The sequence below is a fragment of the Micromonospora sp. NPDC050187 genome, from assembly GCF_044459745.1.
Classification (GTDB): domain Bacteria; phylum Actinomycetota; class Actinomycetes; order Mycobacteriales; family Micromonosporaceae; genus Micromonospora.
This window is the reverse complement of the sequence record NZ_JBITJH010000005.1, coordinates 257,201-278,214: the sequence shown is the minus strand read 5'-3', so window position 1 is coordinate 278,214 and position 21,014 is coordinate 257,201. Positions and strand designations below refer to the sequence as shown.

At 71.6% G+C, this 21,014-nt stretch carries 15 protein-coding genes; 11 read left to right on the top strand and 4 right to left on the bottom strand.

The window, feature by feature from the left end; all coding sequences use genetic code 11:
* Positions 1-75: 75 nt before the first annotated feature.
* Complete coding sequence (locus ACIBJE_RS10990) at positions 76-1,146, top strand: sigma-70 family RNA polymerase sigma factor (RefSeq protein ID WP_396746308.1); 1,071 nt, start codon at positions 76-78, stop codon at positions 1,144-1,146.
* A gap of 106 nt (positions 1,147-1,252) precedes the next feature.
* Here ACIBJE_RS10990 and ACIBJE_RS10985 read toward each other — a convergent pair whose 3' ends face one another.
* Entirely contained in the window at positions 1,253-1,534 is a 282-nt protein-coding gene (locus ACIBJE_RS10985) for a hypothetical protein (RefSeq protein ID WP_396746305.1), read from the bottom strand.
* A gap of 220 nt (positions 1,535-1,754) precedes the next feature.
* Here ACIBJE_RS10985 and ACIBJE_RS10980 point away from each other — a divergent pair, with 220 nt between their 5' ends.
* The 6 genes from ACIBJE_RS10980 (at position 1,755) to ACIBJE_RS10955 (ending at position 7,794) form a co-directional block, all read left to right on the top strand.
* The gene (locus ACIBJE_RS10980) at positions 1,755-2,348 is read left to right on the top strand and encodes an RNA polymerase sigma factor (RefSeq protein ID WP_396746302.1); all 594 of its coding nucleotides are present in this window, start codon (positions 1,755-1,757) and stop codon (positions 2,346-2,348) included.
* Positions 2,335-3,585 (top strand): hypothetical protein, encoded by a 1,251-nt coding sequence (locus ACIBJE_RS10975; protein ID WP_396746299.1) that lies wholly within the window; start codon positions 2,335-2,337, stop codon positions 3,583-3,585. Before ACIBJE_RS10980 ends, ACIBJE_RS10975 begins: the two co-directional genes overlap by 14 nt.
* 395 nt (positions 3,586-3,980) lie before the next feature.
* Entirely contained in the window at positions 3,981-4,784 is an 804-nt protein-coding gene (locus ACIBJE_RS10970) for an HAD family hydrolase (protein WP_396746296.1), read from the top strand.
* A 225-nt stretch (positions 4,785-5,009) separates the two neighbouring features.
* Positions 5,010-5,903 (top strand): hypothetical protein, encoded by an 894-nt coding sequence (locus ACIBJE_RS10965; RefSeq protein ID WP_396746293.1) that lies wholly within the window; start codon positions 5,010-5,012, stop codon positions 5,901-5,903.
* Entirely contained in the window at positions 5,900-7,267 is a 1,368-nt protein-coding gene (locus tag ACIBJE_RS10960) for a methyltransferase (RefSeq protein ID WP_396746290.1), read from the top strand. Before ACIBJE_RS10965 ends, ACIBJE_RS10960 begins: the two co-directional genes overlap by 4 nt.
* On the top strand, positions 7,162-7,794 hold the full coding sequence (locus tag ACIBJE_RS10955) for a TetR/AcrR family transcriptional regulator (protein WP_396746287.1): 633 nt from the start codon (positions 7,162-7,164) through the stop codon (positions 7,792-7,794). The genes ACIBJE_RS10960 and ACIBJE_RS10955 overlap by 106 nt, the downstream gene beginning before the upstream one ends.
* An 83-nt stretch (positions 7,795-7,877) precedes the next feature.
* On the opposite strand, the gene ACIBJE_RS10950 is transcribed toward ACIBJE_RS10955, so the two are convergent.
* Complete coding sequence (locus ACIBJE_RS10950) at positions 7,878-8,624, bottom strand: oxidoreductase (RefSeq protein WP_396746284.1); 747 nt, start codon at positions 8,622-8,624, stop codon at positions 7,878-7,880.
* 238 nt (positions 8,625-8,862) lie between these two features.
* Between ACIBJE_RS10950 and acs the strand changes: the two genes are divergently transcribed.
* The 4 genes from acs (at position 8,863) to ACIBJE_RS10930 (ending at position 17,701) form a co-directional block, all read left to right on the top strand.
* A complete protein-coding gene (gene acs / locus ACIBJE_RS10945) occupies positions 8,863-10,827 on the top strand; it encodes an acetate--CoA ligase (protein ID WP_396746281.1) in 1,965 nt (654 codons plus the stop codon).
* 346 nt (positions 10,828-11,173) lie between these two features.
* Positions 11,174-13,966 carry an immune inhibitor A domain-containing protein gene (locus ACIBJE_RS10940; protein ID WP_396746278.1) on the top strand — a complete coding sequence of 931 codons (2,793 nt, stop codon included), beginning with the start codon at positions 11,174-11,176 and terminating at the stop codon, positions 13,964-13,966.
* 289 nt (positions 13,967-14,255) lie between these two features.
* Positions 14,256-16,646, top strand: coding sequence for an immune inhibitor A domain-containing protein (locus ACIBJE_RS10935; protein ID WP_396746698.1), 2,391 nt, complete (start codon positions 14,256-14,258; stop codon positions 16,644-16,646).
* 122 nt (positions 16,647-16,768) lie between these two features.
* Positions 16,769-17,701: an alpha/beta fold hydrolase gene (locus ACIBJE_RS10930; protein ID WP_396746275.1), complete on the top strand. Its 933-nt coding sequence runs from the start codon at positions 16,769-16,771 to the stop codon at positions 17,699-17,701.
* 31 nt (positions 17,702-17,732) lie between these two features.
* On the opposite strand, the gene ACIBJE_RS10925 is transcribed toward ACIBJE_RS10930, so the two are convergent.
* Complete coding sequence (locus ACIBJE_RS10925) at positions 17,733-18,098, bottom strand: hypothetical protein (RefSeq protein ID WP_396746272.1); 366 nt, start codon at positions 18,096-18,098, stop codon at positions 17,733-17,735.
* A complete protein-coding gene (locus tag ACIBJE_RS10920) occupies positions 18,095-20,875 on the bottom strand; it encodes an SseB family protein (RefSeq protein ID WP_396746269.1) in 2,781 nt (926 codons plus the stop codon). The genes ACIBJE_RS10925 and ACIBJE_RS10920 overlap by 4 nt, the downstream gene beginning before the upstream one ends.
* Positions 20,876-21,014: the final 139 nt, after the last annotated feature.

The window sequence follows — 21,014 nt, the reverse complement described above, 5'->3', positions numbered from 1 at the left end:
GGTGACTCCCGCCGTGGGGCAGAATCGTCGCTCGTGGGGAACATTTCTCGAACCGCCCCGGACCAACCTGCGGACATGCCGACCGGCCCGGCCCCGGAGTGGCCCACCGACGTAGCTCCGGACCTGCCCACCGGCGTGGCGACGGATCCGGCCCTGGACCGGGCGCGGACCGGGGACGACGAGGCGTTCAACCAGCTCGTCGCGCCCCTGCGCCGGGAACTGCACGCCCACTGCTACCGGATGCTCGGTTCGACCCACGACGCCGACGACGCCCTCCAGGACGCCCTGCTGCGCGCCTGGCGGGGACTGGCCCGCTTCGAGGGACGCAGTTCGCTGCGCTCGTGGCTGTACGCGGTGGTGACCCGCGTCTGCCTGGACGCGGTGGCGGCCCGGGGCCGACGGGCCCTGCCGGTGGACCTCGGGCCGGCCAGCGACCGCGCCGTCCTCGGTGACGCGCCGCTGGGTCGGGTCGCCTGGCTCGGTCCGTACCCGGATCGGGAGCTGGCGGACGGCCCGGCGCATCCGGACGCCCGCTGCGAGCAGCGGGAGGCCGTCGAACTCGCCTTCGTCGCCGCCCTCCAGTTCCTACCGGGCAACCAGCGGGCCGCGCTGCTGCTGTTCGAGGTGCTCGGTTTCTCGGCCGCCGAGATCGCCACCATGATGAACACCTCGACCACGTCGGTGAACTCGGCGCTCGCGCGCGCCCGCCGGCTCGTCGCGGACCGGGTCGGCCCGGCCAGCCAGCAGCACACGCTGCGGAAAATCGGTGACGCGCGGCTGCGGCAGATCGTCGACGGGTACGCCACGGCGTTGGAGAACGCCGACGCGGACGCCCTGGTCGCCCTGCTGACCGAGGACGTCACCTGGTCCATGCCGCCGCTGCCCGCCTGGTACGCGGGCATCCGGGCGGTCACCGACTTCGCGGTACGGGTGCCGCTGACCGGGTGCGGGACGTGGCGCCACCTGCCCACGCACGCCAACGGGCAGCCCGCCGTGGCGAGCTACCTCGACGCCGACGGCACCGGTACCCACCTCGCCTGGTCGATCAACGTGCTGACCCTGCGCGGCGACCGCGTCGCGGCGATCACCTCGTTCCTGGACCCCGGGGTCTTTCCCCACTTCGGCCTTCCGACCAGCCTGCCCTGATCCGGCAACTCGCCGGTCCCCGCCAGGAGGCAGTCCCGGCGGCCCCGGGCGGTCCCGGCGGCCCCAGCGGTCGAGCCGGTGTCCGCCCTCGTGCCCGGAGTGCCGGTCAGTCCGCCAGGTATCCGGTGGCGGGGTCGATGCCGGCGAGGAAGTCGCGGATGTTCTGCTCCATCTCGATCCGGCTCATCACGGGGTCGGCCGGTCCGGAGAGCGTGAAGCCGTACTCGTGCGGCCCGCTGAGCCAGTCGAAGTCGTACACGCCGGGCTCCTCGGCACGCGTACGAACCCGGAAGTCCTGCCCGTCGACAGTGAGCAGGACCGGCTCACCCTGGTACCTGATGGCCCCCAGGTGCTCGGGTACGAGGCCCGGCTCCGCAGCGTCCCACATGGTTGCTCCTCTGCACAGCCAACGGGACGGGCCGCCCCCTCCGGGCTCGGCTTTCGGCCGTCCAGGGGTCATTGTGCCGGCCAGCGGGCCGTCGCTGACCGATCGCCGACTTTCTGCTCCGGCTGCACCGCTTCCGGACATGTTTCCGCTGGCCGGAATCTGTGACCGATTCTCCCGGAACCTCACACCCCGCTGGTGAGTGGGAGTTGTGGAGAGGGGGGTGACGGTGTCCGACGATAATCTGATCTCCGAGTTGTACGCAGGCTGTTTCCGGCGGTTGGTCGTCCAGTTGTATGCGGTGAGCGGGGACGTCAATGAGGCCCAGGAGGCAGTCCAGGAGGCCTTCGTCAGGGCGCTGGTCGCGCCGCGGCGGTTTGCCCGCCTGGAGAACCCGGAAGCGTGGCTGCGGCGGGTGGCGGTGAACGTCGTCCGCAGCCGACACCGCCGGCGCCAGGTGCTGAACAGGCTGATGCGCCGGATCGGCCCCTCACCCGTTGTCGTCGACCGATCCCCGGAGCACCTCGCGCTGCTGGCCGCCCTGCGCGAGCTGCCGGAGGGTCAGCGGCACGCGCTGGCTCTCCACTACCTGGTCGACCTGCCGGTGACCGAGGTCGCAGCCACCCTCGGCGTCTCCGTCGGCACGGTCAAGTCCCGCCTGTCACGGGGACGGCAGGCGCTGGCGGAACTTCTCACCGACTCCGATCCCGACCCCGACGTCAACCCCGACCCCGACGTCAACCCCGACCCCGACGTCAACCCCGACCCCGACGTCAACGACTACGCGAACAACGGGAGAGCCGATGTCCGATCGTGAAATCACCGGGTTCGACGTCGACACGGTCGCCGCCGCCGTCCGACAGCCGCCTCTCGACGACCTCTGGTCGGCGGCCCGGGCCCGGCGGCGACGGCGTACCGGCGGGGTGGCACTGGCACTCGTGGTGGTCTTCGCCGGCATGGCGGCCCTGCCGCTGGCCGCTGGCCCGCACCGGGCCGACCAGGCCGGTCCGACCCCGCTTCCGGAGGCCCGGGTGCGTGGCACCCAGCTCTTCATGACCGGTCCGGACTCCGCCGTCGGCGTCGACCAGGTCGACAACGGGTGCACGCTGCGGTTCGCACTCACCCGGGACGGCGGCCGGACCTGGAGCGACCTGGACGCGGCCAGCTACCGGGCGGCGACCTGCCCTCCGCTGGACCCGGCGGGGTATCCCCCGGTCTCCATCCGAGAGTTCTCCGTCCTCGGCGAGCGCTCCTACCTGGTCCTCGAAGGTGAGACGCTGCGCCTCTCCACCGACTACGGCCGGACCTGGCGGGATGCGGAGCAGGCGATGGTGACGGTGTCCGCGTTCCCGCCGCAGGCCCGTGTCGTCTTCTGTCAGGAAGGGTGTGGCGCACTGCGCCAGCCACTCGCCGTGGATCCCTCGGCCGGAACGGTGTACCGGCTCAACGGAGAACCGCCCTCGCCCCATCCGCCGTTCAGCATCTACCCGAGTGCGGACGGGACGATCTGGGTGACCTACTGGCCAGGTGACCTCGGCATCATGGTCGTCGCTCGTAGCGTCGACCGGGGTGCCACGTGGAACACCTGGCGGCCGGCCAAGGGGGCAAACGTCATCGCGGTGGCCGGGGTCAGCGAGCGGGAGGCCTACCTGTTGATCGAGCCTCCGCCGCCGCCGGGCGCCCAGCCGATGGAGGTCACCGGTCCGTCCCAGCTGCTGCGCACCACGGACGGCGGAACGACCTGGACGGACGTCGGCACGGACCTGCCCGCGACACCGGTGAACAGGCCGTTCACCATCGGCTCGGACGGCAGCCTGCTGGTCGCCCAGACGGGAACCACGTCGCCGGCACTCGTCGCGTCCCTGCTGGTGAGCCGGGACGGTGGCCGGCACTTCACCAAGGGACGCGAGTACCACGGTGGCGACGGATCGGTGGGGGCCGCGCCCGGTCACGCCTGGCTCTACGGCCGGGACGACACGTCGGCGATCGGTCCGGACCACGTCATGACCACCACGGACGGGTTTACCTGGACCAGGTTCCCCCTTCCCGACTGAGCCGGACCGGGACAGGGTGATGCGGTTGTGCTGTGCTGTGGCCTGCAAGGGTGCGCCGACCTGGAAAAAGGGACGACCCCCGTCGGGGGGAGACGGGGGTCGTCGGGGAGTTCGGCTCCGGGGGGGATTGAGCCGAACTCACTCAGCGGTTACGGGGGGTGCAACCGCCGAGAGCCGGTGTTGTACAGATGTGAAAAGTCGTCGTAAGTACAAGCATGCCGTAGCAGACCTGCTCACGTCGAGTGGCGTAACCTCCACTCCCTGCGAAATTCCGCCCAGATGATGTGACCGTGGTCACTCTCATCCGTCGCTCGGGAAGCATGCGCACAGGTGAGTGAGGTTCGCCACCCCCGGACACCCGCCGACCCTAGACCATCGGGCTAGACTTTCGCGCCGTGGGCCGAGGTGCCGCTTTCTTCGATCTGGACAAGACCGTCATCGCCAAGTCAAGCGCCCTGGCGTTCGGTCGGCCGTTCTACCGCGATGGCCTGATCACCCGACGGGACGTGGTCAAGTCCGCCTACGCGCAGCTCATGTTCCGGCTCGGCGGCACCGACGAGCAGACCATGGCCCGCACCCGGGACTATCTGGCCACCCTCTGCAAGGGCTGGCAGGTGGAACAGGTCCGTCAGATCGTCGCGGAGACCCTCCACGAGCTGATCAACCCCTACGTGTACGCCGAGGCCGCCGCCCTCATCGAGGAGCACCAGGCCGCCGGCCGGGACGTCGTCCTGGTCTCCGCCTCCGGCGAGGAGATGGTCCGTCCGATCGGGGAGCTGCTCGGCGTCACCGACGTCATCGCCACCCGGATGACGGTGCAGGACGGCCGGTACAGCGGCGAGGTGGAGTTCTACGCCGCGGGCCCGAGCAAGGTCGACGCGGTCGGCGAGCTGGCCGCCGAGCGCGGCTACGACCTGACCGAGTCGTACGCGTACTCCGACTCGTACAGCGACCGGCCGCTCCTGGAGTGCGTCGGCCACCCCACCGTGGTGAACCCCGACCGCCAGCTGCGCCGACTGGCCACCGAGAACTCCTGGCCGGTGCTGGAGTTCCGGCACCCGATCCCGCTGGGTCGCCGCCTGCGGGAACGCCCGGCGGTGCCGGTGGCCGCCGCCGCGCTCGGCGTCGGCGTGGGGGTCGCCATCGGCATCGCCTGGTACGGCCGGCACCGCCGCACCCGCACCGCCCCGGTCGCCTGACCGCCCCACTTCCGCTCCACCCCGCACGCCCGGTACGGCCCGCGTACCGGGCGTCGTCGTGTCCGGACCCGTCAGCCGCCCACCGGGACCGCGCTCTTGTCCGGCTGCCCGATCTCCCGTCTGCCCCCGCGCTGCCGCCGCGATGGACCACTGGACGCTCTTGAGCGATCGCTCAAACGCCTCTACGCTTGATTTGAGCAGATGCTCAAACGAGAGGACGGGGTCATGACGGAGCAGGCACCACCACCGCGCCGGACTGCGGCGAACTGGATACTCGCCGGACTGATCGGGGCCTTCGGGTTGGTGGTCTTCACCATCGCCGTCCACGACGGGCGGGCGGACAGCGCCCTGCTCTTCGTGGCGCTGCCGGTCCTGCTCGCCGCAGCCCTGGCCCTGACCCCGGGGCGCACCTCGCACGGCCGGGTCTTCGTCACCACCACCATCGCCCTCCTGCTGGCGGCGGTGGCCCTGCACGAGGGCGCGATCTGCGTGGTGCTGGCCGCGCCCCTGGTCTACGCGGTGGCACACGGCGCGATGGCCCTGATCAACCTGGTCCGGCGCTCGTCCCGCACCTACTCCGTGATCCTGGTGCCGCTGCTGCTCGTGCCCGGCCTGGAGGGCAGCGGGATCGGGCCGAGGATCGCCCCGGAGCAGTCGATCGAGGTGGTCCGGGTGGTGGCGCTCCCCGCCGACGTGGTGGCCGCCGGCCTGGCGGCCGGTCCCCGCCCCGCCCCGGTCCGGTCACCGGCGTTGCGGCTGCTGGGAGTGCCCGTCCCCGGGCACGTCACCGGAGCCGGCCTCGAGCCGGGCGACCGGTGGACGTTCGGCTACCACGGCAGCGCGCACGGGCCGGGCGGCCACCTCGTCGCCGAGGTCGCGACCACCGCACCGGGACACCTGGCCTTCCGCTTCGTCGAGGACACCTCCATCACCGGACGCTGGTTCACCTGGCAGCGGGCCGACCTGCGCTGGCAGGCGGTGGACGCCGGCCACACCGAGGTCCGGCTCACCGTCGCATACCGGCGGGGGCTCGACCCGTCCTGGTACTTCGGGCCCCTCCAGGATGTCCTGCTCGACCAGGGCGGCGGGCACCTGCTCGACATGCTGGCGCTGCGGTGACCGCCGCCCGGTACCTCTGCCTGGGACTGCCCCTGCTGGCGGTGCTGGCCGCCGCCCGGTGGGACCGTGAGCGGAACGCCCGCGCGGCGGCGCTGCTGGCCTTCGTGGCCGCCTTCGTCGGCGTCGCCGCCCTGCACGAGCTGGCCCGGAAGACCGGCTGGTACGCCTTCGCGCCGGTGGACGGGGCTTACCGGGGGCTGCCGGTGGACCTGTGGATCGGCTGGGCGGCGCTCTGGGGACCGCTGCCGGTGCTCCTGCGCCGGGTGCTGCCACTGCCGGTCGCCCTCGGCCTGCTGGGCTGGCTGGACGTGGTGACCATGCCCGCCCTGGAACCGCTGCTGCACCTCGGGTCGCACTGGCTGGCCGGGGAGGCGGTCGGGCTGCTCGGTGTGGCGTTGCCGGCGCAGTTGCTCGGTCGCTGGAGCGCCGACCGGCGGCACCTGTCCGCCCGGGTCCTGCTCCAACTCGGCCTCTTCGGCGTCCTGCTGCTGTGGCTCCTGCCCACCCTGGCCTTCACCCTCGGCGGCGGTTCCTGGGCGCGGCTCGCCGGGCTGCCGACGTCCCTGCTGCTGCTCGCCGCGCAGGTGGCCCTGCTGGTCGCCACTCCGGCGTTGGCGGCGGTACGCGAGTTCGCGGCCCGGGGCGGCGGTACGCCGTACCCGTGGGATCCGCCGGGCCGGTTCGTCACCACCGGCCCGTACGCCTATCTCGCCAACCCGATGCAGTTGGGCGCGGTGTGCCTGATGGTGCTCACCGCCCTGGTCGCCGGCAGCGCCCCGCTGGCGGTGGGGGCGGCGCTGGCGGTGGCCTTCAGCGTCGCGGTGGCCGGGCCACACGAGGACCACGACCTCGACGGCCGGTACGGACAGCGCTGGCGGGACCACCGTCGTCGGGTCCGGCCCTGGTGGCCCCGGTGGCGGCCGTACCTCCCCGGCGAGCCTGCGGTGCTCTGGCTGGACGACGACTGCGGGCCGTGCGCGGCGGTCCGGCGGTTCCTCGACCGTCGCCGCCCGGTGAACCTCACGATCATGCCCGCCGCGCGGCACCCGGCGGGGGTGCTGTGGCGGGCCGGGTACACGGGCGGCGACGGTCACCGGGAACGGGGGGTGGCCGCTGTCGCCCGCGCGCTCGAGCACGTGCACCTCGGCTGGGCCTGGGTGGGCTGGGTCCTGCGGCTACCCGGGATCACCTGGCTGGCACAACTCGTGACCGATGCGATGATCGCACCGCCCCACCCGTCGCAGCCGCAGGGAGAGCGATGTCCGACACCAAACGCCGCCTCGTCGACGGGGCGATGGCGGCCATCCGCCAGCACGGCATCGCCGGGGTCTCCGCACGCACCATCGCCGCCGCCGCCGGGGTGAACCAGGCGCTGGTGTTCTACCACTTCGGCAGCGTGGACGAGCTGCTGGCGGCGGCCTGCCGGGCCGGCACCGCCGAGCGGGTCGCGAGCTGGTCGGCCCGGCTCGCCGAGGTGGGCAGCCTGCGCGAGCTGCTGGAGGTCGGGCGGGCCCTGCACGCGGAGGAACGGACGCTGGGCAACGTCTCGTTCCTGGCCCAGATGCTGGCCGGCGCCCAGAGCGACGAGCGGCTCGCCGCACCGACCGCCGCCGCACTCCAGCTCTGGGTGGACGTGATCGAGGCCGTCCTGCGCCGACTCCTGGCCGGTTCACCCTTCGCCGAGGTCGCCGACGTCGCCGGTCTCGCCCGCGCCGTGTCCGCGGCGTTCATCGGGCTGGAACTCTACGACGGGGTGGACAGCGCCGGCGCGGAACAGGCGATGGCCGCGCTCGACCAGCTCGGTGTGCTCATCGAGGTCGTGGACGAACTCGGCCCCGTCACCCGGCAGATCCTGCAACGGAAGGTCAACAGGGCCGCCCGCCGGCCGTGACGGGCCGGGGGTAGAGGCACCGACCCGGCGGAGCGGGCCGGTCAAAGGCGGCGAGGCGGACCGGGAACCGGCGAGGCGACGCCTCAGGAGGCGGCGAGGATCTCGTCGCCGATGAGGGTGAGCTGCGTGGCGGCCAGCTCGGTGGCGGTCATGTAGTGGCGCAGCCACGAGCGCAGCCCGTCCGGGGTGCCGGTGGCGAAGGCTCCGGCCGAGCCGACGTACTCGGGCTCCCTCTCCTGGTGCCCGACGTCCATCGCGACCAGGCCGCGAGGGTCGAACCCGGTGGACAGCAGCACCAGCCGGGCGGCGGCACGGGCCACCACCCCGGACGGTCCGGCGAACGGCCGTAGCGCCAGCAGTTCCCCGTGCACCACGGCGGCGAGCACCAGCGGCGGAACCCTGGTGCCCCCGGCGACCAGCCCGGCCAGGCCGTCCAGTCGGGCACCGACCACCGGATCGGCCACCGGTCGGCCCAGCTCCGCCTCGGCCACCACGTCCCGGGCGGCGAGGACGTGCAACCTCGCCAGCACCTGCCGGGGTGCCCTCGACCAACGCTCGGTCAACCCCGGCAGCGCCCCGGCCACCCGCAGCGCCCCCTGGAGCACGGGGTCGGTGACCGTGCCGGCGCGGACGGCCTCACGCTCGTGGGCGTACCCCTCGAGGGCGGCACTGGCCACCGCGGACCGCAGGCTCACCTCGGCGGCGACCTGGCCGCCGTGCCGGCGCAGCGCACGGTGCCGCATCGCCTGGTCGACATGGTCGCGGGCCCGCTCGACGGCGGGAGCGATGTCGGCGAGCGCGAGAAGCGGGGCGAGCGGATCGGAGGTCACCCCGTCACGCTAGCGACCGGGGCCGACCCCCCGACGACGGCCCGTCGTGATGCGTCCCCACCCCCGCTGGCCCAGCAGGGACCCCTCCTACCACGCGCACCCCTCGCTCGAGCCAGTGAGCGCGCGAGGTGGGCCGCTGGGCGCGTCGGACTGACGATCGTGGTCGCGGGGGCTGGCCGACGAAGTTAACCTCTCTGCAACGAGACGCAGGTCATCCGAGCGACGAGGAGTCACGCCCATGAGCGAGGCCTTGGCCAATTTGCTGAACGAGACGCGGCAGTTCCCGCCGCCGGCCACGCTCGCCGCGAACGCCAACGTCAAGGCCGACGCGTACGCCGAGGCGGAGGCCGACCGGCTCGGTTTCTGGGAGCGACAGGCCCGACGGCTGGCCTGGACGAAGGAGTGGGACCAGGTGCTCGACTGGTCCAACCCGCCGTTCGCGAAGTGGTTCGTCGGCGGCCAGTTGAACGTGGCGTACAACTGCCTGGACCGGCACGTCGAGGCGGGTCTGGGTGACCGGGTCGCCATCCACTGGGAGGGCGAGCCGGGCGACACGCGCACCATCACCTACGCCGAGCTGCACAAACTCACCTGCCAGGCGGCGAACGCGCTGACCGACCTGGGTGTGGTGGCCGGTGACCGGGTGGCGATCTACCTGCCGATGGTGCCGGAGGCGGCGGTCGCGATGCTGGCCTGCGCCCGGATCGGGGCGACGCACAGCGTGGTCTTCGGCGGTTTCTCCGCCGACGCGCTGACCAACCGGATCCAGGACGCCAGCGCCAAGGTGGTGATCACCGCCGACGGTGGTTTCCGCCGGGGCAAGCCGTCGGCGCTGAAGCCGACTGTGGACGAGGCCCTGACGAACTGCCCGTCGGTGGAGCACGTGCTGGTGGTCCGCCGTACCGGCGAGGAGGTCGCCTGGTCGGAGAAGGACCGCTGGTGGCACGAGACGGTGGAGACCGCGTCGACCGAGCACACCGCCCAGTCGTTCGACGCCGAGCACCCGCTGTTCATCCTCTACACCTCGGGCACCACCGCCCGCCCGAAGGGCATCCTGCACACCACCGGCGGCTACCTCACCCAGACGGCGTACACCACGCACGCGGTGTTCGACCTGAAGCCGGAGACGGACGTCTACTGGTGCACCGCCGACATCGGCTGGGTGACCGGGCACTCCTACATCGTGTACGGCCCGCTGGCCAACGGCGCGACCCAGGTGATGTACGAGGGCACCCCGGACACCCCGCACAAGGGCCGGTTCTGGGAGATTGTCGACCGGTACAAGGTGACCATCCTCTACACCGCGCCGACGCTGATCCGCACCATGATGAAGTGGGGCGAGGACATCCCGGCACAGGCCGACCTGTCGTCGCTGCGGCTGCTCGGCAGCGTGGGCGAGCCGATCAACCCGGAGGCGTGGATCTGGTACCGCCAGCACGTCGGCCGGGGTGAGCTGCCCATCGTCGACACCTGGTGGCAGACCGAGACCGGGGCGATGATGATCTCCCCGCTGCCGGGGGTGACCGAGGCCAAGCCGGGCAGCGCGATGGCCCCGCTGCCGGGGATCAGCGCGGACGTGGTGGACGACCAGGGCCAGTCGGTGCCGAACGGCGGTGGCGGCTACCTGGTGCTGCGCGAGCCGTGGCCGTCGATGCTGCGCACCATCTGGGGCGACGACAACCGGTTCATCGAGACGTACTGGTCGCGGTTCGAGGGCATGTACTTCGCCGGGGACGGCGCGAAGCGCGACGACGACGGGCACATCTGGCTGCTCGGCCGGGTGGACGACGTCATGCTGGTCTCCGGGCACAACATCTCCACCACCGAGGTCGAGTCGGCGCTGGTGTCGCACCCGTCGGTGGCGGAGGCGGCGGTGGTCGGCGCGACCGACCCGACGACCGGGCAGGCGATCGTCGCGTTCGCCATCCCGCGCGGCACCGTGGACACCTCCGGTGACGCGGGCCAGCAGCTCATCGCGGACCTGCGCAACCACGTGGCCCGCACCCTGGGCCCGATCGCCAAGCCCCGGCAGATCATGCTGGTGGCGGAGCTGCCGAAGACCCGGTCCGGCAAGATCATGCGCCGGCTGCTGCGGGACGTGGCGGAGAACCGTTCCCTCGGCGACGTGACCACGCTCCAGGACTCCTCGGTGATGGAGCTGATCTCCTCCGGCATGAGCGGCGGAAAGTCCGACGAGGACTGACGCTCGGCGTAACCCTCTCGGTGGGTGACGGTCCGCGTGGGCCGTCACCCACCGTCGTTTCTGCTGCTGCGGTAACGCCTCACCGGTGGTTGCAGGGGTCCCCTGCTACGCAAAAAGCGATAACAGGGGACCCCTGCTACCACCCAAGCGCTGGGCGCGAACCAGGTGGATCATCCGCTTCGGACGGTCGGGGGAGCCGGAGGAGGCTGATCGGGTGGAGAGCGGCCGGGGATCTGTCCCCCGGTCGATTTCTGAATTACGTTCACGCCGTCGGAGCCGTTGACGTCCATCGTTGCACCGATGGCGGCGAGTCCGATCTTCTCTCCCTGTCCAGAAATGGAGTGGCATGCACCGAACTGGTCTGCAACGCGGGTCTCGACGACGCCTGCTCGTCGCGCTGCCCGCGATCGCGCTCGCCGCCTCGGCACTGATCGTGCCCGGCAACGCCTCGGCCGAGGAGGCCGAGGGGGTCCGCGCCGTGATCGGCACGGACGAGTTCTACATCAACTACGCCGAACCCGCGGTTCAGGCGGACACCCGGGGCCGGGAGGTCAAGGGTGCCGGCGGTATCCACGCGCCGGCGGTCGAGTCGGCCCGCGCGTACGACCGCAAGTACGCCCGGGGCAACCCGATCGCCGCCCGTGAGCTGGCGCGCAACGAGGCCCGGGCGATCCGTACCGGCAAGAGCCCACGCCAGTTCAAGAAGGCTCCGCAGACGCAGACCGCCAAGCTGCTGACCCTGCTGGTGGAGTTCAACAACCAGGCGAACGACGACTTCACCGGGACCATGGTGCCGAAGACGGTGTTCGGGGACCGAACCTGCGTTCCCGGAACCGTGCAGAACGGCCCCCTGCACAACAACATCCCGAACCCTGCCTCGTACGCCAACGAGGACAACAACTCGATGTGGGTGCCGGACTTCTCACCCACCCACTACAACAAGATGCTGTACAGCTCCACGGGTATCACCCAGCGGATCCGCACCGACCTGACCGGTCCGGACGGCAAGCCGGGCATCGACATCTCCGGCCGCAGCATGCGCAACATGTACCTGGAGATGTCGAAGGGGGCGTACACGGTCGACGGGCAGGCCAGCCCGTGGATCAAGCTGCCCCGCTCGGAGGGCTGGTACGCCGCGTCGCGCTGCTTCCAGGACGAGAACGGCAACTGGGTGGCCGGTCGCGAGCAGGCGATGAACGGGCACCCGGACAACCCGCTCGGCGCGGGCCGGCTCGCCACCGACGCGGTCGACGCGCTGGCCGCGATGGACCCCGACTTCCCGTGGGCCGACTACGACATCGAGGACCAGGGCGACCGGGACGGTGACGGCAACGTCAACGAGCCGGACGGCGTGATCGACCACCTGGTGCTGGTGCACGCCGGCCAGGGCAAGTCCCGGGGCGGTGGCGCGGAGGGCACCTACGCCATCTGGGCGCACTCCTCGGCGGTGGCCGGCGGCTACCGCATCCCCGGCACCGACCTCCAGGTCTCGAACTACATCGTGCAGCCGGAGGACGCCGGGGTCGGCGTCTTCGCCCACGAGTACGGCCACGACCTGGGCCTGCCGGACCTCTACGACACCTCCGGCAACGCCGAATCGGACATCGACTTCTGGGACCTGATGGGCTCGGGCTCGCACGCCGGTGAGGTGTTCCAGGCGCTGCCCACCCACATGGGCATCTGGGACAAGTGGGTGCTCGGTTGGGCCGACCCGCTGGAGATCCCGGTCGGTGCGGACCCGCGCACGGTGCTGCTCGGGCAGACCTCCCGCACCCCGCGCGGCACCAAGGACGGCATCAAGATCAACCTGCCGGACAAGGTGATCAACCTGGCCACCCCGCACAGCGGGGCGAACATGTGGCACAGCGGCAACGACCAGGACTGGGCTGACGTCAAGCTCAGCCGCGAGGTGGCCGTGCCGGCCGCCGCGGACGCGAAGTTCTGGATGTGGAACAACTACACCATCGAGGAGGACTGGGACTACGGCTTCGTCGAGGTCTCCACGAACGGTGGGTCCACCTGGACCGAACTGAAGGTCTACGACGAGGCCGGCAACCTGGTCAGCACCAACGACGGCTACGCCGACCCGAACGGCCGGATGGCCGACTACGGCGGCAAGAAGTACGGCCTGCACGGCGACTCGCACGGCTGGCGACACGACTACGTCGACCTGTCCGCGTACGCGGGCAGCACCGTGCGGTTGCGGCTGCGCTACGCCACCGACGCCGCGTTCGCGGACCGGGGTTGGTTCGCCGACGACTTCTCGGTCACCGGAGGCGGGGCCACCACCTGGAGCGACGACGTCGAGGGCGGTGCGAACGGCTGGACCCAGACCGGCGGCTCGTTCACCGACACCACCGGCGCCGGCTGGCGGACCGACTCGGGCACCCGGGTCCAGGCGCACTACTACCTGGCCGAGTGGCGCAACTTCGACGGCTTCGACAAGGGTCTGAAGTACACCTACGACACGGTGTACTCCAACGACGCCTGGAAGGTCGACCGGATCTCGTACAACGCGCCGGGCATGCTGGTCTGGTACCGGGACACCATGCTCGGCGACGTCAACCACGTGACCGCGCAGATGACCGCGCTGCCCAGCTACGGGGCCAAGGGCGGACTGCTCATCGTCGACTCGCACTTCGACCCGCTGCGCCGCACCGGCGAGGCGGCCGTGAAGGATCCGTCGACGCTGGACAACCTGCCGAGCCGTCCGCAGTCGTCGAACGCGGCGTTCGGGCTGCGCCCGACGTACCCGTTCGACGAGTGCCTGGAGGCGACCGGCGAGCCGTTCAGCGAGTACTGCACCAGCTTCCCGGCGCAGCCGGCCGTGAAGGCCTTCACCGACGCCAAGGGTTGGTACCCGGGCATCGAGGTGCGCGACGGCTCGCAGTTGTTCGCCCGGGACAACGACGCGTCGGTGGTCGTCCCGTCGCGGGACGGCGCGCCGTACACGACCCGGGTGGTCAACCCGGACGGCACCCCGGCGACCGGACTGTACGGACAGGATCTCGGCTTCACCATCCTGGGCACGGGTAATCCCGGTGACCAGGGCGTGAGCTACGGCGTCTCGATCACCATCAAACGCACCGCACGGGACAACGCGTACGCCTCGGTGTACGTGACCCCGGCCCGGCGCTGAATTCCGGCCGGGACGCTTTCCCACCCGGGAAGCGTCCCGGCCCACCGCGCGGATCCGTAACGCTGACACACCGCGCGGAACCGCGACCGATACACCGTCTCGACTTGTGACGCTGTCGCATCGCCGTCACAAGCTTGTGCAACAAATCGACGTCAGCGTCTTCCCACCAGTCACGGCAGTGTCTATGTTCACCACAGGTCCCTCGTCTGGGATCTCTTCCTCCGACCCCCAACCCCGAACGGGGTCGGTTTTTCCTTCACACCGGAGGTACCACGTGCGGAAAGTCGCAGTGGGTCTGCTCGGTTTGACGCTGACGGCCACCGGCCTGACGGTTGGTGCGACCGCCAGCGCCGCGCCCCCGGCCACCACGCCGGGATCGGCCAAGCCGGCTGCCGAACACACTCACGCCGAGCACGACCTGCCCAACCCGTTGGAGAGCAAGCGGCGCGCGCTGCGTCAGGAGGGCCTCAGCGAGGTCCTGTCCGGACGGGCGAAGGCCGAGCGGATCAACGGCAGCACCGTGGTCAAGGTCGGCAAGACCCAGGGCGCGAGCGGGCCGACCGCCCGTTCCGCCAAGGGCGGCAGCCAGACCAAGGACCAGTACGTCGAGCTGGCCCGTGAGCAGACCGACCGGATCTTCGTGATCCTCGCCGAGTTCGGCAACGAGCGGCACCCGAACTACCCGGACCAGGACACCGACCCGAACACCGAGGGTCCGGCCCGGTTCGACGGTCCGCTGCGCAACGAGATCCCCCAGCCGAACCGCGCGGTGGACAACTCCACCGTCTGGCAGGAGGACTACAGCGCGGACTACTTCCGCAAGCTCTACTTCGGCACCGGTAAGGGCGACGAGTCGGTCAAGCAGTACTACGAGGCCCAGTCCTCGGGTCGGTACAGCGTCGACGGCACCGTCACCGACTGGGTCAAGGTGCAGTACAACGAGGCCCGGTACGGCCGCTCCAACGGCTACCCGTGCCCGGACACCACCTGCAGCAACGTCTGGGCGCTGGTCCGGGACGCCGCGAACCAGTGGGTCGCCGACCAGAAGGCCGCCGGCCGCACCGACGCGCAGATCGCCGCCGACATGAAGTCCTTCGACAAGTGGGACCGGTACGACCACGACGGCGACGGCAACTTCAACGAGCCGGACGGCTACATCGACCACTTCCAGATCGTGCACGCCGGTGGCGACCAGGCCGACGGCGACCCGTGGCAGGGTGAGGACGCCATCTGGAGCCACCGCTGGTACGCCTACGCCAGCGACCAGGGTGTGACCGGTCCGCCGAACTTCCCGGCCGGCGGCACCCAGATCGGCAGCACCGGCATCTGGGTCGGTGACTACACCATCCAGCCGGAGAACGGCGGCCGGAGCGTCTTCTACCACGAGTACGCTCACGACCTGGGCCTGCCGGACGACTACAACCTGTACAACGGCGGCGACAACAACAACGAGCACTGGACCCTCATGGCCCAGAGCCGGCTCGGCGCCAAGGGCGACGCGGGCATCGGCGAGCGCGGTGGCGACCTCGGCGCGTGGAACAAGCTCCAGCTCGGCTGGCTCGACTACGAGGTGGTCGTGGCCGGGCAGAAGCGCACCATGACCCTCGGCCCGCAGGAGTACAACTCCGACAAGCCGCAGGCCGCCGTGGTGGTCCTCCCGCAGCGCGAGTACTCGTTCGACAACGGCAAGCCGTTCGAGGGCACCAAGCAGTTCTTCTCGGGCAACGACGACGACCTGAACAACACGATGACCCGGACGATCGACCTGACCGGGAAGTCGTCGGCGTCGCTGTCGATGAAGGGCCGCTACAACATCGAGGCCGGGTACGACTACCTCTTCTTCGAGGCGTCCGTGGACGGTGGACAGACCTGGTCCGCCCTGCCGGGCACCGTGGACGGCGAGCCGCTCGCCGAGATCACCCCGGGTCGCCCCGCGCTGGACGGCTCCAGCGACGACCAGTGGGTCGACATCGCGATCCCGCTGGACTTCGCCGCCGGCAAGACGGTGCAGTTCCGGCTCCGCTACCAGACCGACGGCGGTGTCTCCTCGGGTGGCTTCTTCGGTGACGCGATCACCGTGACCGCCGACGGTTCGACCGTCTTCTCCGACGGCGCCGAGAACGGCACGGGCGACTGGACCGTCGCCGGCTGGTCGGTCGTCGAGGAGACCTACACCCGGCTCTTCGACAACTACTACATCGCCGGTCACCGCTCGTACGTCCAGTACGACAAGTACCTGAAGACCGGCCCGTACTACTTCGGCTACGCGAACACCCGCCCGGACTACGTGGACCACTACGCGTACCAGGAGGGTCTGCTGATCTCGTACTGGAACCTGCGGTGGCCGGACAACGACACGTTCGAGCACCCGGGTGAGGGTCGCAACATGATCATCGACGCGCACCCGCGGCCGATCTACAACCTGACCGGGCAGCCCTGGCGGGCCCGCGTCCAGGTCTACGACGCGCCGTTCAGCCTGAAGAAGGCGGACTCGTTCACGCTGCACCACAACAGCCAGCCGCAGTACATCCGCGGCCAGGCGGCGCAGCCGCTGTTCGACGACACCAAGCAGTACTGGTACCCGGAGCTGCCGAACCACGGCGTCAAGCTCCCCGCGACCGGCACCAAGATCAAGGTGTTGGAGCAGGACGGGACCTCCATCAAGGTCCGCTTCTCCTGATCCGACCGGTCATCCGACGGCGCCCGGGGCACCCGCCCCGGGCGCCGTCCCCGTTTCTCCCCGCTGCCGGTCCGGCGACCCGCACGAGCAGGCTGGATGTCTCCGGGTCCTAGGCTGTGGACATGACCGACCAGCATGACGGGCCGATCGACGAGTCCTGTGTCCTGACCGACGGGCCGTGGACGCACCGGTTCGTCGGGGCGAACGGCAGCCGGTTCCACGTGGTCGAGGCCGGCACCGGCCCGATGGTCCTCTTCCTGCACGGGTTCCCCGAGTTCTGGTGGGCCTGGCACGAGATGCTGCCCGCCGTCGCGGACGCCGGCTTCCGGGCCGTCGCGGTGGACCTACGCGGCTACGGCGCGACCGACAAGCCACCCCGTGGGTACGACGGCTACACCCTCGCCGCCGACGTCGCCGGCCTGATCCGGGCGCTCGGCGAACGCTCCGCGACCCTGGTCGGTTCCGGGGCCGGCGGGCTGCTCGGCTGGACCGCCGCCTCGTTCCACCCGAGGCTGGTCCGGCGGCTGGTGGTGCTCGGCGCGCCGCATCCGTTGCGGCTACGGGCCGGCATCTTCGCCGACCCCCGGGGCCAGTTCAGCGCCGCCACCCCGACCCTCAAGTTCCAGCTCCCCCGCTACGAGCACGTGCTCACCCGGGACGACGCGGTCCGGGTCGAGGAGATGCTGCGCCGGTGGGGCGGGCGGCGCTGGGTGGAAAGCCCCGCCTTCGCCCCGTACGCGGCCCGGTGCCGGGAGGCGATGCGGATCCCGCAGGCCGCCTTCTGCGCCCTGGAGACGTACCGGTGGGCGTTCCGTTCGGTGCTGCGGCTGCACGGCTACCGCTTCGTCAAGCTGATGCAGAAGCCGCTGATCACCCCGACCCTGCAACTGCACGGCGCGGAGGACGTCGCCTCGCTGCCGCGCACCGCCCAGGGCTCCGGCCGTTACGTGATCGCCCCATACGAGTGGCGGCTGCTCGACGGTGTCGGGCACTTTCCGCACCTGGAGGCCCCGGACGTGGTGCTCGGCGAGATCCTCCGCTGGGCGAAGTCCTGACCGACCCGGCGGGGCACCGGGAGACGCCGGGTCAGATGCGGTGCTCGCGCAGGTCCACGACCTCGCTGGCCGGGGCCCAGCCCTGGTAGACGCCGAAGTCGAAGACCTCCAGCCCCATCGCCTGCGCGACCGGCCAGCGCCCACCGGTGTACTCCACCCGGAGCCAGCCGTCGTGCTCGGCGAGCACGATGAACGGCTGCCCCTGCCAGGTGCAGGTGGTCCGGATGTACGCCACCTCGTCCACCTCGTCCACCGGCAGCACCCGCACGTAGCGGCCGGAACGGACCTCCTCGAAGCCGTCGCCCGGTTCCGGCTGGTAGATCCGGACCTCGCTGCCGTCCGGACTGGCCTGGTACTCCCGCCCGCGCCAGCGGGCCACGTAGCCGTCGCGCATCACCGCTCCCCGGCCTGGCGCCAGAGCAGGGCGTCGGTGTCCAGGGTTGCGACCACCCGCTCGCTGCCGTCCGCGCCGATCCGCCAGAGCTGCGTCCCGTGCGGCAGTCGGGCGCTGTCCACCTTGAACTCGGCCACCACGTCGCTGCTCTCGCCCGGGGCGAACCCGTTGCCCCGGAACGGTGGCCGTTCGATCACCCAGCCCTCCATGGCCCGCATCGCGCTCTCGTGCTGCCCGCCGTAGGGAATCCGGTAGAGACTCGGCCGGTACGCGGGCCAACGCAGCACGTAGATCTCGTCCGCGTCCGGCGAGAACGGGGAGTCGGGATAGCCGAGTCCGAGCGCCGCGTGCAGCTTCGCCGGGGTGTTCAGGTGGCCGACCTCGCCGGCCCGGTGCACGAAGCCGGAGACCCGGTCGTAGCCCCGTTCCAGGTAGTAGGCGAGCTGGCTGGGGGCGACCGCCTTCTGCATCATCGGCGGGCAGTTCGGATCCTCCGGCGTCGTGGCGTACCGGGCGGAACCGGCTGGCTCCTCGGCCGGCGGGGCGGCGACCGGCTCCACCGGCTCCGGCTCGACGTCGTCGCCCAGCCCGACCTCGGCGGCCCAGTTGGCCAGCGCGACGATCTGTTCCCCGGGCAGCTTCGCGCCCACCGGGGTGCCCGGGTTGACGGCGAACGACCACTGTTCGTCCGGCCACCGCCGGATGAGCTGCACGAACTTGACCTTGACCGTCTCGACCGGGGTGTCGACGTGGTCGGCCAGCCGTTCCGGCGAGGTGTAGACGATCACGTACGTCTCGCCGTCGAGCTGCTCGGTCCGCCAGACGAAGCCGCTCTCGCCGGGGCGGGCGCCCGGCGTGGCGTCCGGGGCGACGGGCAGCAGCACGCGGGCCAGGAGAAGCGTGGACAGGAACGTGTCGGTGCTGCCGGTGCCGGCGGCGGCGAGCAGTTCCTCCTCGACGTCGTTGGCGGCCCGGAAGTCGAGCGCCGGGGATGCCGGCGGCGGCGACCCGGCCGCGTCGCCCCCGGGCTCGTCCGCCGGTTCCGACTCGGCCACGTCCGTCCGGTACGCCGGTTCGGTGGGCTCGAACAACGAGCTGGCGGTTTCGTATCCGGCAGGCTCGTGCGCCGGGCCGGTCGCCAGATCCGGTTGGTGGGGCGTGCCCGGCGGGTACCCGGCACCGGCGTCCGGCCCCGCCGGGTATGTCGGCGCAGGGTCGGCGAGTTCGTGGGACTCGACGACGGTTCCCTCGATGACCAGCGGCGACGGCGACGGCGACCGGGCCGGCTCGGGCTCGGCGTACCCCGCCGCGTCGGTGGTCCGCTCGGCCTCGGCGTAACCGGCCGGCGCGGCACCGTCGGCGTAACCGGCCGGCGCGGCGCCGTCGGCGTCGGCGTAACCCGTCGGCGCGGCGCTGTCGGCGTAACCGGCCGGCGCGGCCTGGTCGGCCTCGGCGTGACCCGTCGGGACGGCGCCGTCGGCGTCGGCGTAACCGGCCGACATGGTCTGATCGGTGTGGGCGGGCGGCTCGGCCGGCGGGGCGTCGGTGGGGTTCACCGGTCCGGCGGGCTGCGGGATCGGCTGCGTCGGCTCCTGGCCTACCGGCTCGCTGCCGCCCGACGGCATCTGCCAGGGCAACGGTTGGGTGGGCTCGCCCGGAAGCTGGGTGGGCTCGCCAGCCGGCTGGGGCGGCATCCGGCGGGGCAGGGCCTGCGTCGGTTCGCTGACCGCCGGTTCCGGTCGCGGCTGGCGCCGGGGCAGAGCCTGCGTCTGGTCGGCGGCCGGTGCCCCCGCCGCGACCCGGTTCTGCGGTGGAGCGGGCTCTCCGGCGGGAGTCGGGTCGGTGAACCGGAACGCCCGGGTGGGCTCGTCCCCGGCCTGGTCCGGCCGGTAGGGCCGCCGCCGGGGGAAGGCACGGCCCGGTTCACCCAGCCGGGACGGGGGAACGGCCCGGTCCTGGGCCCGCAGCGGAGAGATCGGTGCCGGACCGGTGCCGCGGCCCGACGGTGCCGGCTCGAAGAAGGAGTTCCGGCCGGCCGGCTGGCCGTTGGGCGGGGTGGCTCCAGGGTCGGGGTGCGCCGAATCCGGGCGGAGTTGGCGGCGCGGGTTGGTCAACCAGCTCGATCCCGGCTCGGCACCCCCGTTCGACGGGGGCTCGGCCGCGCCGCGCGGGTCGGGCTGACCCACCCGGAGCGCCTCGGTGGCCTCGGCGGACTGGTCGGGCAGGCCCCGGCGGGGTGGCGTCGCGACGGGCGGCCGGTTGGTTCCGTACGGCGGTGCCGGCGGCGATCCCCGGGACGGCTCCGGCGGGGGCGGCTCACCGCCGGCCGCCCGGTTACGGGCGAGCTGTTCCACCTGCTCCAGACGCGCCCGCGCGCCCAGCGTGCGGCCGGGCAGCCGGACGTCGCCCCGGGAGAGCTGCGACACGAACCAGGCCGGCAGGTAGCCCTCGATGGGCAGGCCGGGGTTGACCGCCAGCCACCACTCGTGGTTGGGCCAGCCCGCCGCCAGGTCGTGGTACGCGCAGCGCCGGCTCGACCCGCCGTTGGCACCCAGACAGGCCCGGAGCGCGACGTCGGAGGTGAAGGCCAGCACGTGCGTCCGGCCGTTGGTGGTCCAGGTGCCCCAGCCCATCGGGGCCTGACCCGCCAGGGCCTCGGCGGAGACCGGTAGCAGCAGGTCCGTCCGAGCCAGGATCCGGAAGTAGAGTTCCTGGTCGTTGGCGCGGAGCGCGTCCCGCATCGCCGCCTCGGCCTCGGTAGCCGGCTCCCAGTCGGTCACGGCCACCTCTCCTCCCGCGAACAGGCCATAGGCATCGCGTACAACCTACAAGGTAGTAACAAGATCACAATGTCTGACCGGCGCGATCCGCATCGATGACTTCGAGTCGATAACATGCCGTCCCGGAGCCGACACGATA

Coding starts and splice junctions, on each gene's coding strand:
- ACIBJE_RS10990 (WP_396746308.1), top strand. CDS start 76: ATGCCGACCGGCCCGGCCCCGGAGTGGCCCACCGACGTAGCTCCGGAC.
- ACIBJE_RS10985 (WP_396746305.1), bottom strand. CDS start 1,534: ATGTGGGACGCTGCGGAGCCGGGCCTCGTACCCGAGCACCTGGGGGCC.
- ACIBJE_RS10975 (WP_396746299.1), top strand. CDS start 2,335: ATGTCCGATCGTGAAATCACCGGGTTCGACGTCGACACGGTCGCCGCC.
- ACIBJE_RS10965 (WP_396746293.1), top strand. CDS start 5,010: ATGACGGAGCAGGCACCACCACCGCGCCGGACTGCGGCGAACTGGATA.
- ACIBJE_RS10955 (WP_396746287.1), top strand. CDS start 7,162: ATGTCCGACACCAAACGCCGCCTCGTCGACGGGGCGATGGCGGCCATC.
- acs (WP_396746281.1), top strand. CDS start 8,863: ATGAGCGAGGCCTTGGCCAATTTGCTGAACGAGACGCGGCAGTTCCCG.
- ACIBJE_RS10940 (WP_396746278.1), top strand. CDS start 11,174: ATGCACCGAACTGGTCTGCAACGCGGGTCTCGACGACGCCTGCTCGTC.
- ACIBJE_RS10930 (WP_396746275.1), top strand. CDS start 16,769: ATGACCGACCAGCATGACGGGCCGATCGACGAGTCCTGTGTCCTGACC.